The organism is Micromonospora sp. NPDC051141, assembly GCF_044455765.1.
Lineage (GTDB): Bacteria > Actinomycetota > Actinomycetes > Mycobacteriales > Micromonosporaceae > Micromonospora.
The window spans coordinates 24,273-40,158 of record NZ_JBITFD010000007.1 but is presented as its reverse complement, the minus strand read 5'-3'; the positions used below and the strand labels follow the sequence as shown (position 1 = coordinate 40,158).

Annotated in this window: 21 protein-coding genes; 15 read left to right on the top strand and 6 right to left on the bottom strand. The window is 73.6% G+C overall.

Annotated elements, in window-relative coordinates; genetic code table 11:
* Positions 1–48 precede the first annotated feature (48 nt).
* The 4 genes from ACIA6B_RS15280 to ACIA6B_RS15265 all read left to right on the top strand — a co-directional run bounded on the left by ACIA6B_RS15280 (position 49) and on the right by ACIA6B_RS15265 (position 2,571).
* The gene (locus ACIA6B_RS15280) at positions 49–126 is read left to right on the top strand and encodes an Ms5788A family Cys-rich leader peptide (protein ID WP_310503780.1); all 78 of its coding nucleotides are present in this window, start codon (positions 49–51) and stop codon (positions 124–126) included.
* A gap of 194 nt (positions 127–320) precedes the next feature.
* Positions 321–1,169, top strand: coding sequence for a sulfurtransferase (locus ACIA6B_RS15275; protein WP_396773722.1), 849 nt, complete (start codon positions 321–323; stop codon positions 1,167–1,169).
* Between the two features lies 1 nt (position 1,170).
* Positions 1,171–1,503, top strand: coding sequence for a DUF1416 domain-containing protein (locus ACIA6B_RS15270; protein WP_396773721.1), 333 nt, complete (start codon positions 1,171–1,173; stop codon positions 1,501–1,503).
* Between the two features lie 216 nt (positions 1,504–1,719).
* The gene (locus tag ACIA6B_RS15265; RefSeq protein WP_396773720.1) at positions 1,720–2,571 is read left to right on the top strand and encodes a hypothetical protein; all 852 of its coding nucleotides are present in this window, start codon (positions 1,720–1,722) and stop codon (positions 2,569–2,571) included.
* Positions 2,572–2,580: 9 nt separating this feature from the next.
* Here the strand turns inward: ACIA6B_RS15265 and ACIA6B_RS15260 are convergent, their stop codons facing one another.
* The 3 genes from ACIA6B_RS15260 to ACIA6B_RS15250 all read right to left on the bottom strand — a co-directional run bounded on the left by ACIA6B_RS15260 (position 2,581) and on the right by ACIA6B_RS15250 (position 5,468).
* Positions 2,581–4,635: a glycogen debranching N-terminal domain-containing protein gene (locus tag ACIA6B_RS15260; RefSeq protein ID WP_396773719.1), complete on the bottom strand. Its 2,055-nt coding sequence runs from the start codon at positions 4,633–4,635 to the stop codon at positions 2,581–2,583.
* Positions 4,632–5,015 carry an SCP2 sterol-binding domain-containing protein gene (locus ACIA6B_RS15255; RefSeq protein ID WP_396773718.1) on the bottom strand — a complete coding sequence of 128 codons (384 nt, stop codon included), beginning with the start codon at positions 5,013–5,015 and terminating at the stop codon, positions 4,632–4,634. Before ACIA6B_RS15255 ends, ACIA6B_RS15260 begins: the two co-directional genes overlap by 4 nt.
* 78 nt (positions 5,016–5,093) lie before the next feature.
* Complete coding sequence (locus tag ACIA6B_RS15250) at positions 5,094–5,468, bottom strand: DsrE family protein (RefSeq protein WP_107160490.1); 375 nt, start codon at positions 5,466–5,468, stop codon at positions 5,094–5,096.
* Between the two features lie 12 nt (positions 5,469–5,480).
* Here ACIA6B_RS15250 and mtfM point away from each other — a divergent pair, with 12 nt between their 5' ends.
* Together mtfM and ACIA6B_RS15240 are read left to right on the top strand one after the other, a co-directional pair.
* Positions 5,481–5,585: a small membrane protein MtfM gene (gene mtfM / locus ACIA6B_RS15245; RefSeq protein WP_013288813.1), complete on the top strand. Its 105-nt coding sequence runs from the start codon at positions 5,481–5,483 to the stop codon at positions 5,583–5,585.
* Positions 5,551–6,177 carry an FABP family protein gene (locus ACIA6B_RS15240; RefSeq protein WP_396773716.1) on the top strand — a complete coding sequence of 209 codons (627 nt, stop codon included), beginning with the start codon at positions 5,551–5,553 and terminating at the stop codon, positions 6,175–6,177. The genes mtfM and ACIA6B_RS15240 overlap by 35 nt, the downstream gene beginning before the upstream one ends.
* Positions 6,178–6,283: 106 nt before the next feature.
* Here the strand turns inward: ACIA6B_RS15240 and ACIA6B_RS15235 are convergent, their stop codons facing one another.
* Positions 6,284–7,129, bottom strand: coding sequence for an aminotransferase class IV (locus tag ACIA6B_RS15235; protein WP_396774140.1), 846 nt, complete (start codon positions 7,127–7,129; stop codon positions 6,284–6,286).
* A 134-nt stretch (positions 7,130–7,263) separates the two neighbouring features.
* Between ACIA6B_RS15235 and ACIA6B_RS15230 the strand changes: the two genes are divergently transcribed.
* The 4 genes from ACIA6B_RS15230 to ACIA6B_RS15215 all read left to right on the top strand — a co-directional run bounded on the left by ACIA6B_RS15230 (position 7,264) and on the right by ACIA6B_RS15215 (position 10,784).
* The gene (locus ACIA6B_RS15230; RefSeq protein ID WP_396773715.1) at positions 7,264–7,695 is read left to right on the top strand and encodes a Fur family transcriptional regulator; all 432 of its coding nucleotides are present in this window, start codon (positions 7,264–7,266) and stop codon (positions 7,693–7,695) included.
* Positions 7,692–8,801, top strand: coding sequence for a YgfZ/GcvT domain-containing protein (locus ACIA6B_RS15225; RefSeq protein ID WP_396773713.1), 1,110 nt, complete (start codon positions 7,692–7,694; stop codon positions 8,799–8,801). Before ACIA6B_RS15230 ends, ACIA6B_RS15225 begins: the two co-directional genes overlap by 4 nt.
* Positions 8,802–8,902: 101 nt before the next feature.
* Positions 8,903–9,730 (top strand): 3-keto-5-aminohexanoate cleavage protein, encoded by an 828-nt coding sequence (locus ACIA6B_RS15220; protein WP_281938383.1) that lies wholly within the window; start codon positions 8,903–8,905, stop codon positions 9,728–9,730.
* Positions 9,731–9,824: 94 nt separating this feature from the next.
* A complete protein-coding gene (locus ACIA6B_RS15215) occupies positions 9,825–10,784 on the top strand; it encodes an asparaginase (RefSeq protein WP_396773711.1) in 960 nt (319 codons plus the stop codon).
* A gap of 86 nt (positions 10,785–10,870) precedes the next feature.
* On the opposite strand, the gene ACIA6B_RS15210 is transcribed toward ACIA6B_RS15215, so the two are convergent.
* Positions 10,871–11,668, bottom strand: a complete 798-nt coding sequence (locus ACIA6B_RS15210) for an alpha/beta fold hydrolase (RefSeq protein ID WP_396773709.1) — start codon at positions 11,666–11,668, stop codon at positions 10,871–10,873.
* Positions 11,669–11,780: 112 nt separating this feature from the next.
* On the opposite strand from ACIA6B_RS15210, the gene ACIA6B_RS15205 reads away from it, so the two are divergent.
* From ACIA6B_RS15205 to ACIA6B_RS15185, 5 genes are all read left to right on the top strand, one after another.
* A complete protein-coding gene (locus tag ACIA6B_RS15205) occupies positions 11,781–12,470 on the top strand; it encodes a helix-turn-helix domain-containing protein (RefSeq protein ID WP_396773708.1) in 690 nt (229 codons plus the stop codon).
* Positions 12,467–13,171 carry a hypothetical protein gene (locus ACIA6B_RS15200; protein WP_396773707.1) on the top strand — a complete coding sequence of 235 codons (705 nt, stop codon included), beginning with the start codon at positions 12,467–12,469 and terminating at the stop codon, positions 13,169–13,171. The genes ACIA6B_RS15205 and ACIA6B_RS15200 overlap by 4 nt, the downstream gene beginning before the upstream one ends.
* A 72-nt stretch (positions 13,172–13,243) precedes the next feature.
* The gene (locus tag ACIA6B_RS15195; RefSeq protein ID WP_396773706.1) at positions 13,244–13,558 is read left to right on the top strand and encodes a DUF2516 family protein; all 315 of its coding nucleotides are present in this window, start codon (positions 13,244–13,246) and stop codon (positions 13,556–13,558) included.
* Positions 13,555–14,442 carry an alpha/beta fold hydrolase gene (locus tag ACIA6B_RS15190; RefSeq protein ID WP_396773705.1) on the top strand — a complete coding sequence of 296 codons (888 nt, stop codon included), beginning with the start codon at positions 13,555–13,557 and terminating at the stop codon, positions 14,440–14,442. Before ACIA6B_RS15195 ends, ACIA6B_RS15190 begins: the two co-directional genes overlap by 4 nt.
* Positions 14,443–14,453: 11 nt before the next feature.
* Positions 14,454–15,191, top strand: a complete 738-nt coding sequence (locus tag ACIA6B_RS15185; protein ID WP_396773703.1) for an alanyl-tRNA editing protein — start codon at positions 14,454–14,456, stop codon at positions 15,189–15,191.
* Between the two features lies 1 nt (position 15,192).
* On the opposite strand, the gene ACIA6B_RS15180 is transcribed toward ACIA6B_RS15185, so the two are convergent.
* On the bottom strand, positions 15,193–15,882 hold the full coding sequence (locus ACIA6B_RS15180) for a DNA polymerase beta superfamily protein (protein ID WP_396774139.1): 690 nt from the start codon (positions 15,880–15,882) through the stop codon (positions 15,193–15,195).
* Positions 15,883–15,886: the final 4 nt, after the last annotated feature.

Below are 15,886 nucleotides of genomic sequence, written 5' to 3'. Positions count from 1 at the left end.
TGGTCGGCCCGGTGGCACACGCCGGGTCGGCTGGTAGTGTGCCTTCCCATGGGGACCCACCTCACCAAACGGCGCGCGGTCGACCTGTGCCGCGTGGCCACCTGCCTGTGTCGCCCCGTCATCTGACGGCGGGGCTGTCTCCGGCCGCCTAGCGGCCACCGGCACCAAGGGTTTCCTCTCACCCCCCGAACGCCCGGCAGCGGCGCCGTCGCACGTACCCGTGATCCGTTCCTAGCTCAGGGTCCCGCGCGTGGTGCGACTACCACCGGCTTCGATCTCCGCGCGCAGGCTCACCACCCATCCTCACAGGGAGTGATCTGATGAGTCGCGACACCGCACTCGTCTCGGCCGAGTGGGCCGAGAAGAACCTCGACGTCCCGGGCGTCGTCTTCGTCGAGGTCGACGAGGACACCTCGGCCTACGACACCGGCCACATCGCCGGGGCCATCAAGCTCGACTGGAAGACCGACCTCCAGGACCAGGTCCGCCGCGACTTCGTCAACCAGGAGCAGTTCGCGAAGCTGCTCTCCGAGCGGGGCATCGCCAACGACGACACCGTCATCCTCTACGGCGGCAACAACAACTGGTTCGCCGCGTACGCGTACTGGTACTTCAAGCTCTACGGCCACCGCGACGTCAAGCTGCTCGACGGCGGTCGCAAGAAGTGGGAGCTGGACGCCCGCCCGCTGGTCACCGACGCGGTGACCCGCCGGGCCACGCAGTACGTCGCGCAGGCGCCGGACACCTCGATCCGCGCGTTCCGCGACGAGGTGGTCGACGCCATCGGCACCAAGAACCTGGTCGACGTGCGCAGCCCCGACGAGTACGCCGGCCGGCTGCTCGCCCCGGCCCACCTGCCGCAGGAGCAGGCGCAGCGCGCCGGCCACGTGCCGACCGCGATCAGCGTGCCGTGGTCCAAGGCGGCGAACGAGGACGGCACGTTCAAGTCCGACGACGAGCTGCGCAAGATCTACGCCGACGCCGGGCTGGACGCCGGCCGGGAGACCATCGCGTACTGCCGGATCGGCGAGCGCTCCTCGCACACCTGGTTCGTGCTCCAGGAGCTGCTCGGGCACCGCAACGTGAAGAACTACGACGGATCCTGGACCGAGTACGGCTCGCTGGTCGGCGTGCCGGTGGCGCTCGGCGACGAGCCCGGGGAGGCCTGACATGACTGCTCCGACCGCTCCCACCGCTGCCGGTTGCGCCGCGCCGGACCAGGCCGCCCCGCTGCCGGCGAGCCTCGACCTGGAGAAGGAAACCGTCATCACCGGTCAGGTGCTGGCCGAGTCCGGCGAGGCGGTGCCGGGCGCGTACGTCCGGCTGCTCGACTCGACCGGCGAGTTCACCGCCGAGGTGGTGACGTCCCCGGCCGGTCAGTTCCGGTTCTTCGCCGCGCCGGGCTCGTGGACGCTGCGGGCGCTCTCCCGGCACGGCAACGGCGACACGGCCGTGACGGCCGCCCGCGGCATCAACGAGGTCACCGTCACCGTGAAGGCGTAAGGAGGGGCCCCGGTTAACGCCTCCGGTATAGGAGGGGGCCCGCTTCACACCTCCGTACCACGCGCATCGGCTCGGGCCGGTCGCCCCGCCCAGGGGTGACCGGCCCGAGCCGTGCCGGGGCCGAACGTGCCCCGTGAGGCCGTCCCGTTCCAGGATCTGAACGTCGGGGTGACCGGTCACGGTCGGCGGTTCGTGGGGGCGTGACACCATGGCGCGGTGAGCGGTGTCGTCCAGCCGGGGTACGCCCCGCCGTCCGGTCCCCACCAGCAGCCGTCCGGCCGGCGTCGGCAACGCTGGCTGCTGGTCGCCACCGTGGTCTGGGCCGTGCTGCTCGCGGGGCTGACCTGGTGGTCGGTGCGCACCGACCCGCCCACCGTCAAGGAGCAGCGTTCGCTGAGTCAGGCGGGCCCGGTGGTGGACCGGGCGATCGGGGAGCTGACCGCCGCGATCGGGTCGGCCGGGGTGCCGGCGCTCCTGCCCGACCGGCTGGAGCGGGGCTGCCGGGTGACGCCGATCGACGCCGGCGCGTCGCTGGAACGCGGCATCGAGGTGGCGACCGCCGACGGTGACGTCCGCGAACTGCTGCGCGGGGTGGCCGACCGGCTGCCGCCGGAGTGGCGGGCGGGCGTCTCGACGTTCGACGGCGAGCCGTTGCTGCGTGCCGACGCCGGTGACTTCGTGGCGGTCGAGGGCCGCTCCGGCGGGCCCGGTCGGGTGTTGCTGACCGCCGACACCGGCTGCCGTCCGGTCGGTGACGGCTACCGGGCGCCGGCTGTCGACGCCGCCGCCGAGTCGGCCGCGCTGACCCGCGCGCTGGGCCGCTGGGGCGGCCCGACCGGGGCGGTCCAGGTGCTGGCCGCGCCGTGCCCGGGTGGTGGGACGGCGCGGACCGCCCGGGGCGAGGCCACCGTGGCGGCCGACCAGCCGCTGGCCGCCGCGTTCGGCGCCGGCGCCGCGCCGGTGGTGGACTCCGCCGACCGGTACGCCCGCCCGGGTGACCCGGCGGTGCTGGCCGAGCGGGTCGACGGGCGGGCCCGGGTGGCGGTCACCAGCCCCTGCCGATCCTGACCCGACCGGTCAGCGCCCCCGGTTCTCGTCGTCCGGGGTGCGACTGCGGCCCAACGCGTCCACCAGACCCCACCGGCCCGGGATGTCGAGCAGCTCCACCCGGCCCATCCCCGGCGGCACGGCCGGGTCGATGATCAGGTGTTCGCCCTGCGGCTCCAGCCCGAGCATGACGCGCAGCAGCAGCAGCGGCGTGCCGGCGGACCAGGCCTGCGGGCTGCACGCGGTCGGGTACTCCACCGGGTAGTCGGTGAGGGCACGCTCGTAGCCGGCGAACGCCTCGGGCAGTCGCCCGTCGAAATACCGGGACGCGTCCAGCATCGCCTCGCAGATCCGGCCGGCCTCCTCGCGGAAGCCGTACTTCCACAGGCCCCACGCGATGATCGAGTTGTCGAACGGCCACACCGTGCCGATGTGGTAGCCGATCGGGTTGTACCGGCCCTGGTCGTCGGCGAGCGTGCGCACGCCCCAGCCGGAGAAGAGGCGTGGGCCGAGCAGGTGGGCGGCGACCGCCGGCGCCCTGGCGTCGTCGACGATGCCGCTCCACAGCAGGTGGCCGATGTTCGAGGTGAGCGCGTCCACCCGTCGTCCCTGCGGGTCGAGCGCCAGCGCGTAGTACTCCCGCTCGGGAATCCAGAAGTCGCGGTTGAACCGTTCCTTCAGCGCCGCCGCCTCGCGTTCCAGCCGGTCCGCGTACGCCGGGTCGCCCCACAACTCGCGGGCCATCCGGGCGCCGCGCAGCTTGGCGTCGTACGCGTATCCCTGAAGTTCGCAGGTGGCGCGCGGGAACTCCGGCAGCCGGCCGTCGGAGTAGGAGATGGCGTCCGGCGAGTCCTTCCAGCACTGGTTCGGCAGCCCGCTCGCCGGATTGCGGGACATGTACCAGACGTAACCGGTGCCGAGCAGGTCTCCGTACGTGTCGAGCCAGTCCAGTGCCGCCCGCGTCTCGTACTCCAGTTGCCGTACCAGCTTCCCGTCCCCGGTCCACCGCTCGTACTCGTCGAGCAGGATCACGAAGAGCGCGGTGGTGTCGGCCGCGCCGTAGTACGGCGAGTGCGGCTGCTCCTCGAAACCGGCGGTCTCGCCGTAGCGCAGCTCGTGCAGGATCTTGCCGGGCTCCTCGTCGCGGAAGTCGTCGATCCGGCTGCCCTGGAGCCCGGCCAGCATGAGGATGGTCGGCTGGATCAGCTCGGGGACGAACGGCAGGATCTGGAGCGAGGTGAAGATGCTGTCCCGGCCGAACAGCGTCATGAACCAGGGCAGGCCGGCGGCGACCAGCCGGACGCCGAGCGTGATCGACTCGTACCGGAGCGCGGCCAGGTCGGTGAGGCTGCGCCGGTACGCGCCCGCCAGCGGCTCGCAGTCGCAGCCCAGCGTCGGCGCGCGCTCGATCAGCTCGTGGTGCTCGGCCTCGATGGCCGCCACCGAGCGGTGGCCGCCCAGCGGCAGCGTGGCCCGGATGTCCTCGCCCCGGGCCCCGTAGATCATGGTGGCGACGTGCAGTCGGGTGGTCCACTCGCCGTGTGGCCCGATACGGATGCGGAACGTCATCCCGCCCCGGTCCACCTCGGCCGGGGCGGTGCTGCTGATCCTCGCCTCCCGGTGGAACCCCTGCCGCCGGTAGGTGAGCCGCAGCCCGTTCTCCTCCACGGTGGGCGTGGTGCTGCCCTTCTTCTCCCGCCGGTGCTTGATCTCGAACAGGTCGGCGAAGTCGGAGGCGATGTCGAGCCGGAGGCGGAACTCCTTCTCCTGCGCGGAGTGGTTGAGCAGGGTCAGCTCCTCGTCGAAGCTGCCGCCGATCGAGCGGCTGCGGATCACCGAGACGTCGGCGTCCAGGTAGTGCGTCGGCTCTCCGGGAACCATGAAGAACCGCGTCTTGTACGACAGCGCGTCGTCGATGGAGAGCGCGTGCAGCAGTTGGCCGTCCAGGGACAGGACCCAGGTGGAGAGGAACCGGGTGTCGAAGGAGAACAGCCCGGTGGGAAAGTCGTACGACGGCTCGATGTTGCCGCGCCGGTCGCTCACCAGGAACGTGTTGCCGTCGAGGATGCTGACCCGTTCCTTCACGCCGACCGCCGGGCGTGCTCGCGGGCGGTCTCCCTCGGGTCCCGCACGCCGGGCGGGTCGGGCAGGAAGCGGCGGAGCGCCAGGAACAGCACGACGTGCCCGCCGAACGTGGCCTCGTTGCGCAGCACCGTCGCCATGCCGGCCTCCCGGCCGGTGACCAGCCGCTCGAAGAGTTCGGTGCTGACAGTCAGCACGGCGTCGGGTGGGCGGTCCTCCTGCCGGCCTACCCGGGCCGACCCGGGCGCCAGCGTCACATACCAGTGCTCGGTGCGGTTGCCGTCGGCCAGGTCGATCCGGAGCGTGCCGCCGATCGGGCTGCGCAGCACGGCGGGGGCACGCGCCGGCAACGACGCGAAGAACCGTTCGATCGCCTCACTCACATCAGAATGGTAGGCGGGTACCCGGCATATCGGGTCAGGATCGGCGCACCGGTCAGAATGGACAACCCGGCGCGCGGGTCAGTAGACCAGGGCCTGCGCGCCGTCGGCGACGGCCTCCTCGACGAAGACCGCCGCGCCCGCGATGCGTACGCCCGGGATCACGTCGTCCGGGCCGATGTCCCGCCGGGCCGCGCACTGGGTGCAGGCGGTCACCCGGCCGGTGGCCAGCACCACGTGCAGCAGCTCGCCCAGCGGCGCCGAGTGCGGCAGCTCGAACGACTCCGCCCGCCCGGGCAGCGCGAACCAGGTCGACTCGCCGGTCAGCCAGAGTGACACGTCGACCCCGGCCGCGGCTGCGGTGGCGGCGACGGTGAACGCCTGGGCGCACCGCTCCGGGGCGTCCGCGCCGGCGGTGGCCTTGACGACGAGAGTGCGCGTCATGCCGCCCAGCATAGGATGGCCCGGATGGTTACCGAGATCGGGTTCGTCAGCCTGCTGGTCGCCGGTCTGGGCGCGCTCGCCGGCGGCCTGGTCTATGTCGCAGTCCGGATCGCAAGAGGTAAGTGGTGAACCCGTGAGTGAGAATCCGCTCCAGCCGCCGTGGCTGAACGCGCCGCCGGTCGACCCGTACCCGTACGAGGAGAGCCACGACCTGCGGGTCGGTCCCAAGCTGCACCCGAGCCTGGACGGGCTCCTGCCGTACATCGGGGTGTGGCGGGGCCGGGGCCGGGGCGGGTTCCCGACTATCGAGGACTTCGACTACGCGCAGGAGATCCGGATCAGCCACGACGGCCGGCCGTTCCTGTTCTACGAGTCCCGGGCGTGGATCCTGGACGAGCAGAGCCGCCCGGTCCGCCCGGCCGGTCGCGAGGTGGGCTGGTGGCGTCCGGTGCTGGACGGCGAGCGGGTCACCGACGAGATCGAGGCGCTGATGAGCGTGCCGACCGGCGTGATGGAGCTGCACATCGGCAAGCGCAAGGGCACCCAGATCGAGTTCGCGAGCGACGCGGTGGTCCGCACGGCCACCGCGAAGGAGGTCACCGCCGGCGCCCGCCTGTTCGGCATCGTGGAGGGCGCGCTGCTCTACGCGCAGGAGATGGCCGCCATGGGCCACCCCCTGACCCCCCACCTCTCCGCCCGCCTGACCCGAGTAGCCGGCTGACTGTCCCCCTCCCCCCCCACCTCCCTTCCCCCCTCCCCCCTTTCCCGGCGCGTTGATCAAGAGGTTTGCGTCAACAGGGAGATCAACTCCGACGCAAACTCCTTGATCAACGCCGGAAGGGCGGGGTGGGGAAGCCCAGGAGGGATTGCAGGTGGGGGGTCAGGGGGGAACGGGGGCGGGGGGTTCCGTTCAGGGACCTGACCTCGGTGGGGCCACGTAGGGAGCTGGTCAGCCAGATCGCCTCGGCGTGGTGCAGGTCGGCGACGGTGGGTAGGTGCTCGGCCCCGGTCAGGCCCAGTTCCGGCGCCCTTGCCAGCAGGTGATCCGCGGTCACGCCGGGCAGTACGCCGGTCGCCGCCGCCGGCACGGTCAGCAGCGTGCCGGCGCTGAGCCACACCACGTTCGCGGTGGGCGCCTCCAGCACGTAGCCGTCCGTCGAGACCCAGAGCACGTCGTCCACGCCGGCACGTCGCGCCCACCGCCGGGCCGCGGTGCTCGTCGCGTACGAGATGGACTTCACACCGGCCGGCAGCCAGCCCAGCTCGGGGCGGGACCGGGCGGCCACGCCGAGCGGCAGGGTGGCCACCGTCACCCCGTCCCGCCGGGCCCGCCGAACCGCCGCCGGCACCTCGCCGAGCGTGGCGTACACCGTGGGCGGGCCGTCGTCCTCCGGCCCGCGCGTGCAGACCAGCCGCAACGCGCCCTCGGTCTCCGCCGGCCAGCCGACCCGCACCGCGTCCAGCAGCTCCACCAGCGCCTCGACCGGCGGCAACGGCAGGTCGATCGCCGCCGCGCCGGCCCGCAGCCGGGCCAGGTGGGCGTCGCGCAGCCAGGGCTGGCCGGCGCGCAGGTGCAGCGTCTCGAACAGGCCGTCGCCGTGCAGGACGCCCCGGTCGTCGCCGCGCAGCACCGGCTCGCCGGCCGGGACCAGCCCTCGGCCGGGCACCGCCACCCGGGTCACGCCTCGCTCGGCACCCGGGCGGCGATCAGGCCGGCCATGCTGCCGCGCACCCTCCACCGGCGCAGCGTAGCGGCGTACCCCGGCGGCGACCGGGACCGGCACGGCGGCCGAACTATGATCGGAGGGTGTCGGAATCCTCCCTCGCGGAACTGCTCCGCTCGCGCGGGCTGCGGCTCACGGCGCAGCGGCAGCTGGTCCTCCGGGCCGTCCTGGACCTGGGGCACGCCACCCCGGAGCAGGTGCACACGGCGGTCCGCGAGGTGGCGGCCGGGGTCAACATCACCACCATCTACCGCACGCTGGAGCTGCTGGAACGGCTCGGCCTGGTGACCCACACCCACCTGTCGCACGGCTCGCCGACCTATCACGCGGCCGGCGAGCACGAGCACGTGCACCTGGTGTGCCGGGAGTGCGGGGCGATCGACGAGATCTCCCCGGAGATGCTCGGGCCGCTCGCCGACCAGCTCGCCGGGCAGCGCGGATTTCAGGTCGACATCGGGCACGTGGCCCTCTTCGGGGTCTGCGGTCGGTGCGTACAGGACGGGGAACGCAAATGATCGACATCGCGGGCGCGGTGGCCGCCGACGCCATCGACGAGGAGACCCGGGACCAGCCCGAGCCGGCCCACCGGGCGGCCGGCGTCGCGCCGGTGGCCGCGCACTACGGCGATCCGATGCGCGAACAGCGCGTCCTCGCCACCGGCGTCGGCCTGGTCGACCGCTCGCACCGGGGCGTCATCGCGGTGCCCGGCGAGGAGCGGATCGGCTGGCTGCACACGTTGACCAGCCAGCACCTGGCCGCGCTGGCGCCCGGACAGGGCACCGAGCTGCTGGTGCTCTCCCCGAACGGGCACGTCGAGCAGCACGCGCTGGTCGCCGAGGACGGCGAGACCACCTGGCTGGACACCGAGCCGGGGATGACCGGCGGGCTTTTGTCGTACCTGGAGAAGATGCGCTTCTTCAGCAAGGTCGACCCGCGCGACGCGACCGCCGAGCACGCGCTGCTCTCGCTGGTCGGGCCGGCGGCGGTCGACGCGCTCGGCACGCTCGGCGTCACCGGCCTGGCCGCACCCGACCTGGTCGGGGTGCCGGGTCCGAAGTTCCGTTCCGGCGAGCTGCCCGCGCGGCCCTCCGTGGTGTACGACGTCAAGCCGCTGCCGTCCGGCGGCTGGGCCCGGCGGGTGGCGCTCGGCGTCGACCTGCTGGTGCCCCGCCCGGCCATGGCCGAGGTGGTGGCCGGGCTGCGTGGCGCGGGCGTGCCGGTGGCCGGCCTGTGGGCGTACGAGGCGATCCGGGTGGCCGCCCGGCGGGCCCGGGCCGGGGTGGACACCGACCACCGCACCATCCCCGCCGAGGTGGACCTGATCGCCCCGGCCGTGCACCTGGACAAGGGCTGTTATCGGGGGCAGGAGACGGTGGCCCGGGTGCACAACCTGGGCAAGCCGCCGCGCCGGCTCGCGCTGCTGCACCTGGACGGCGTGACCACCGACCAGCCACCGTCCGCCGGTACGCCGGTCACGCTTGACGGCCGCACGGTCGGCTTCGTCGGCACCGCCGTGCACCACTACGAGCTGGGGCAGATCGCGCTCGCCGTGCTCAAGCGCAACACCCCCGACGACGCCCGCCTGATGGTGGGCGACACCGCCGCCGCCGTCGACGTGTAAGGAAGGACCCCCTGTTAACGCCTCCGATAGAGAAAGGGCCCCCGCTCAACACGTCATACACGGGAAGACTTGCGGTTGGTGGCCGGTCTAGGATCCGGGGCATGACGACAGGGACGTTGATCACGGTTGCCCCCACCGGCGCGGAGTCGGCCAAGGCGGAGGTGCCGGCGCTGCCGGTGACGCTCGACGAGCTGCTGCTGACCGCCAAGGAGTGCGAGGCGCTCGGCGCGGCCGTGATCCACGTCCACATCCGGGACGACGAGGCGCGGCCCACGCTCGACCCGGGCCGGCTGCGGGACACCGTGTCGGCGCTGCGGGAGAGCACCGACCTGATCGTGCAGCTCTCCTCCGGCGGCGCGGTGACCGACCCGGAGGCGCACCGGCTCGCGGTGCTCGACGCCGGGCCGGACATGGCCTCCTGCACCATGGGCACGGTCAACTTCGGTGACGACGTGTTCCTCAACCGCTGGGAGTTCATCGTCGACCTGCACACCCGGATGCAGGAGCGGGGCGTCGTCCCCGAGTACGAGATCTTCGACCTGGGCCACCTCACCGCGTTGCAGCGGCTGCTCGGCAAGTACGGCCTGCCGCACGGCGGGCACGTCCATGTCGACTTCGTGATGGGCGTGCCGGGCGGCATGCCGGGCACCACCGCCACTCTCGTCGCGGCCCAGCAGATGCTCCGCGACCTGCCCGACGGCACCACGTTCGCGGCCACCGGCATCGGCCGCAGCACCATCCCGGTGATGCTGTCCTCGCTCGCCACCGGCGGTCACCTGCGGGTCGGGATGGAGGACACGGTCACCTACGCGAAGGGCCGCCCGGTGGAGTCCAACATGCAGCTCGTCGCGCGCGCGGTCGGCTTCGCCCAACTCGCCCAGCGCCCGCCGCTGACCACCGCCGAGGCCCGCGCGCTGCTCGGCGTGTAAGCGGCGCACGAGCACCCGCACCTGTACGCGTGCGGCCGGCGTCCCAGGTCACCCCGCTGCCGTCCGTGATGGTCCCGTCGGTACCGTCCACCCTGTGGGAAAGACGTACGAGGGCGGCGTGCCGCTCGCCGAGGTGGTCCGGTCCGGGTTCGTGGAGGGCGTCCACCGTGGTTCCGTGGTGGTGCTGGACGCCGCCGGCAGGCCGGTCGCCGGCGCCGGCGACGTCGGTTCGCCGATCTTCCCCCGGTCGTCGAACAAGCCGATGCAGGCGATCGGCATGCTCCGGGCCGGGCTCGCGCTGACCGACCCGGCCGACGTGGCGCTGGTCGCCGCGAGCCACGCCGGTGAGGAGTTCCACGTCGAACGCGTCACCGCGCTGCTCCGGGGCGCCGGCCTGACCCCGGAGGCGCTGCACTGCCCGCCGGACCTGCCGTTCGGTGAGGCCGCCCGGGAGGCGGTGCTGCGGGCCGGTGGCGGCCCGTCCCGGGTGCTGATGAACTGCTCCGGCAAGCACGCCGGCATGCTGCTGACCTGCCGGGCCGCCGACTGGTCGCAGGACGGGTACTGGCGGCCGGAGCATCCGCTCCAGCAGCGGCTGACCGCCACCGTCGAGGAGTTCACCGGGGAGCGGGCGGCGGCGGTGGGGGTGGACGGCTGCGGCGCGCCCGTGCACGCCGTGTCGGTGACCGGGCTGGCGCGCGCCTTCCTGCGGCTGGTCACCGCCGAGCCGGGCACCGTGGAGCGAATCGTGGCGGACGCCATGCGCGCGTACCCGGAGCTGGTCGGCGGCACCCAGGCCGACGACACCCGGCTGATGCGTGGCGTACCCGGTCTGCTCGCCAAGATCGGCGCGGAGGGCGTGATCGCGGCGGCGGTCCCGGGCGTCGGCGCGGTCGCCCTCAAGATCGACGACGGCGCCGCCCGCCCGCGGATGCCGGTCCTGACCTCCGCCCTGGCCCGGCTGGGCCTGACCGCCCCCATCCTCACCGAGTACGCCGAGGTGCCCCTGCTGGGCGGCGGTCTCCCGGTAGGCGCCGTCCGCCCCCTCTGGTGACCCCGCCGATCTTGCACTTGCGGCCCCTGTCTCGCCCGTTGTGCCCGGTTTGCCGGGGCAGCAACTGCAAGATCAACGAGGGGTGGTCAGGGGAGGAAGGTGAGGAGGGCGGTGTTGACCTCGGTGGGGTGCTCCAGGGGGAACAGGTGGGCGGCGTTCGGGAGGTCGGGGAGGCGTACCCCGTGCGGGGCCTCGGCGGCGATGCGGTCGGCCAGGCGGCGGATGTCGGGGATGTCGTCGGCGCCGGCCGCGGCCAGCACCGGCATCCGCAGCTCGCCCAGGCGGTCGGCGGCCGGCGGGTCCAGCTCGCCCACCTCGATCGCGCTGAGCGCCTGCTCGGCGGCGAGCGCCCGGCGGTCCATCTCCTCGGCGAACCGGATCAGCTCGGGGTCGACGTCGGCCGGCTGCCGGCTCGGGCCGACCACCCAGAACCGCACCTCGCCGGCGGCGGTGGCCCCGAAGTCCTCCGGGTCCACATCGCCGACCAGGCTCTCCCAGAGCTGTTCGGTCTCCTCGGACCACTCGTGGCCGGAGAGCGGGGCGCCGAACAGCGCCAGCGCGCTCACCCGGCTCGGGTGGGCCAGCGCGGTGTCCACCGCGACCCGGCCGCCGAACGAGCAGCCCACCAGCGCGGCCCGCTCGACGCCCAACGCGTCGAGCAGCCCGACCACGTCGTCGTGGTGGGCGAACGGCTCGGGCGGCAGCTCCGACTCGCCGTAGCCGCGCAGGTCCGGGACGATCACCCGGTGCCGGGCGGCGAGCGCCGGCACCTGGTCGCGCCACATCCGCCGGTCCGCGATGCCGGCGTGGAGCAGCACCACGGCGCTGCCGCTGCCCGCTTCGTCGTAGGCGAGCGTCGCGCCGTTGATCTCGATCTTCGTCACGGCGGAACGGTACGGAGGCGGACGCCGACCCCGCAACCCACTTCGGGTGACGTCGCTAACTCTGGCTAGCACTCTGCTTGCAGCAGCTAGCAGTGCGCGCTAGCGTTGAGTCATGGCCACCAGCAAGGACCTTCCCGATGTCGGCGGGTTCATTCGCGACCTGCGGCGCAACGCGAAGATCTCACTGCGTCAGCTCGCCGAGCAGGCCGGCGTCAGCAACCCGTACCTGAGCCAGATCGAGCGCGGGCTGCGCAAGCCGAGCGCCGAGGTGCTCCAGCAGCTCGCCAGCGCACTCCGCGTCTCCACCCCGGCCATGTACCTGCGGGCCGGACTGCTTGACGACAAGGAGGGACAGGGCGTGCTCGCGGCCATCGCGGTCGACGCCGAGCTGACCATGGCCCAGAAGCAGTCGCTCACCCAGATCTACGAGACGTTCCGCCGGGAGAACGCGCGCCTCGCCGAGGCGACCGGCACGGCCGGTCCGGTGGAGCCCACCGAGCCGACGGCTGCCACGTCCGAGCCGACGGCTGCCACGTCCGGGCCGACGGCTGCCACGTCCGAGCCGGCGGAGGGTGCTGAGCCCGCCGAGCCGGCCGCCGCGCCCGAGGCCCCGGCCACCGTCGCGCCGGCCGCGACCGGCCCTGTGACACCCGACGGCACCCCGACCGAGGCGGTCCTCGAATCGGTGGCCGTCACCGAGGCGGGCCCCGCGCCCGCGCCGACCACCGCCGCCCGTGAACGCACGACCGCCCGCCGGGCGGCCCGGAAGGCCGCCGGTGCGGCCGAAGAGGAGCAGTCATGACCCAGCCGAAGACCAACCGCATCCCCGCCCCCCTCTACGCCGCCGCCGGCGCCGGTGAGCTGGCCCTGGAGCAGCTCCGCAAGCTGCCCACCGTGGTCAGCGGCCTGGGCACGCGGGTCGTGGCGGACCTCGGCGGCAAGGCCGTCGGCACCGGCTACGAGCTGCGCCAGAAGGCCACCGAGACGCTGAAGACGGCCAACCTGACCGCCGCCGGGCTGCGCTCCACCGACCTCGACCAGCTCCGCGAGGCCGCCCAGTTGGCCAAGCTCCGCGAGGCTGCTCAGTTGGACAAGCTCCGCGAGGTCGCCACGCGCAACGCCGCCGCCGTGGTGTCCGGCGCGTACGCCGCGCAGGAGCGCGCCCTGGCCGCGTACGCCGAGCTGGTCGCCCGGGGCGAGCGGGTCGTCGGCGCCGGCGTGCTGGAGGCCGCCGACACGGTGAACGCCGACATCGAGGCGACCGCCGAGACCGCCCCGGCCGCCGTGTCGACCGTGGCCCCGAAGACCGGGACGACCGAGGCCCCGAAGACCGAGGTGCCGAGCCCGGCCGAGGTCGCCGAGGCGGTGGCCGCCCAGCCGGCCGCCGTGAAGCGGACCCGGGCCACCAAGGCGACCGCCACCCGGGCCGCCGCCGGCAAGCCGGCCACCCCGTCGGCGAAGCTGCCGAAGGCCACGAAGCGGACCCGCCCGGCCGCCGAGTGACCCGACCCTCCACCGAGACCCCGGACAGCGTCCTGTCGGACGTTTCCGGGGTCTCGGCATAAGCTTGCCGACATGGCCTACGCCGCGCCGATCTTCGCGTTCGAAGTCCGCAATGTGATTCAGCTGATCCTGCTCGTCTTCGCCCTGGTCATCCAGGGTGTGGCCCTGGTGCATGCGATCACCCAGCGCGGCGACGGCTTCGCCGCGCTCGGCACGCTGCCCAAGGGCGGCTGGGTCGCCATCCTGGCGGTCTGCCTGCTGCTGACGCTGCTGGGCTTCGGTCCGATCAGCCTCTTCGGACTGGTCGGCATCGCGGCCGGTCTCATCTACCTGCTCGACGTGCGACCCGGCCTACGGGACCTGCACGACGGCCGAGGGTCCTGGTGAGAGGTTTCCGCTGGCCCCCGCCGCCGGACGGCGGCCCCCGCACCTGGGGGCCCGGCCCCGGCGGGCCGCGGACCGGCCGGCCCGCGCTGCCCGAGCCGGACACCGAGCTTGTTGACACCCCGCACGGGGTGAGCCTGGAACGCCTGGTCACCGGCGTCGGCGATCCGGTCACCGTGTTCGCGCACGGGTTGGGCAACGGCATCGCCACCACCCGGCCGTTCGGCAGCGGCGTCACCGGCCGGCGGATCTTCTTCCAGTTCCGCGGGCACGGCCGGTCCGACTCCCCACCCGGGCCGTGGACCTACCTCGACCTCGCCCGTGACCTGCGCGCCGTCGCCGACCTGGGCGGCGCCACCCGGGCGTTCGGCGCCAGCCTCGGCGCGGGCGCGCTGTGCCGGCTGCTCGCCGAGAGTCCGGAACGCTTCGAGAAACTCGTCTTCTTCCTCCCTGCGGTGCTGGACGCGCCACGCGGCGAGGTGGCGCGGGCCCGCCTCACCGGCCTGCTCGACGCGGTGGCCGACGGCGACGCGCACGCGCTCGCCGAGGTCGTGTCGCTGGAGCTGCCACCGTCGGTCCGCAACACCCCGGCCGGCTGGGCCTACCTGCGGCAACGGCTCGACCAACTGTTGCGCGACGGGCTCGCTCCCGGCCTGGCCAGCCTGCCCGGCGAGGCCCCGCTGGACGACGCCGCCGCGCTCGCCGCGGTCACCGCCCCGGCGCTGGTGATCGGCTGCGTCGACGACGAGCTGCACCCGGTCGCCGTCGCCGAGCAACTCGCCGCCGCGCTGCCGGCCGCCACCCTGCACGTGTACGACCGGCCCGGCGTCCTCTGGACCGAACGCGCCGACGTACGGGAGCGCATCTCGGCGTTCCTCAACGGGTAACGTCGGGCGGCATGGGCGTCACACACCACGGTCGTACGCACCGCCTCGACCTCGCCGACCCCACGCTGCGCGAGTGGACGTGCCGGGTGCTGGCGGCCGACCCCGAGCAGGGCATCGTGCTGGACCGGTCGGCGTTCTACCCCGGCGGCGGGGGCCAGCCACCGGATCACGGGGTGCTGCTCTGGCAGGGCGTACAGACCCGGATCGTGGGCACCCGCAAGGGCGACGACCTGTGGCTGATCCCGGCCGAGGGTGACCCGGTGCCGCCGGTCGGCGTCGAGGTCACCGGCGCGGTGGAGGACGCCCGCCGGACCATGCTGATGCGGACCCACTCCGGGCTGCACGTGCTCTGCGGCGTGGTGTTCCGGGACTTCGGCGCGCTGGTCACCGGCGGCAACATGGAACCGGGCGAGGCCCGGATGGACTTCAACCTCCCCGAGGTGCCGTCAGACTTCAAGACCCGCATCGAGGAGCTGGTCAACGCCGAGGTGGCCGCCGACCGTTCGGTCGCGGTCCGGGTGCTGCCGCGCGCCGACGCGTTGGCGCTGCCGGACATCATCCGAACCCAGTCCAACCTGATCCCGCCGGACGAGCAGGAGGTGCGGATCGTTGACATCGTCGGGCTGGACGTGCAGGCCGACGGCGGCACGCACGTCGCCTCCACCGCCCAGATCGGCAAGGTCCAGGTGGTCAAGGTGGAGAGCAAGGGCCGGGCCAACCGCCGGGTCCGGGTCCGCCTCGCGGACTGAGTCAGCGGGGCAGGTGGGCCGCCCGGACGTCGAGCAGCCACCGCTCCACCGGTTTCTCGTCCGGTCGCTCCGGCAGCGGCGTGCGGATCCGGGCGAAGTCCGCCTCGGCGCACGCCACCAGCGCGTGTGCCTCGGCCAGCGCGCCACCGGCGACCCGCTCGCCGAACGCCCGGAACCACTCCGGGTCGGCCAGCCGGATCTCCAGCACGCCGGTGGCGTAGAGGACCCGGCCCTGGTGCAGAAGCCGGGCCAGGTGCCGGGCGTGCTTGGCCGACCGTCGCCGGCCACCCACGTCCGCCGGCGCGGTGGTCAGCCGCCGGAACTGCTGCGCGGCGTAGCCGAGATAGGCGTCCCGGACCCGGGGCGCGCTGAGGAACGCCGACCGGATGTCGATCAGTCGATCGCCGAGCCCGGTCCGGGTCTCGTAGCAGTCGTCCGGCAGCCACATCAGCTCGGTGGCGGTCGGGTTGCCGCTCAGCGCCAGCAGCGCGTACTTCCGGGCCTCGTGCAGCGTGACGTCCGGCTCGGTGGTGACCACCGACTCCCGGGGCGGGCGCAGACCGTGGAACGCCACCGTCGGTGCCGCGAAGACGCCGAGCCGGTCGGTGTCCGAGCCGGGGCCGGCCAGCCCGTACGCGACCGAGCCGACGATGCCGGAGAGCAGCAGGTGCATGCCGTCATGATCGCTGATCCGG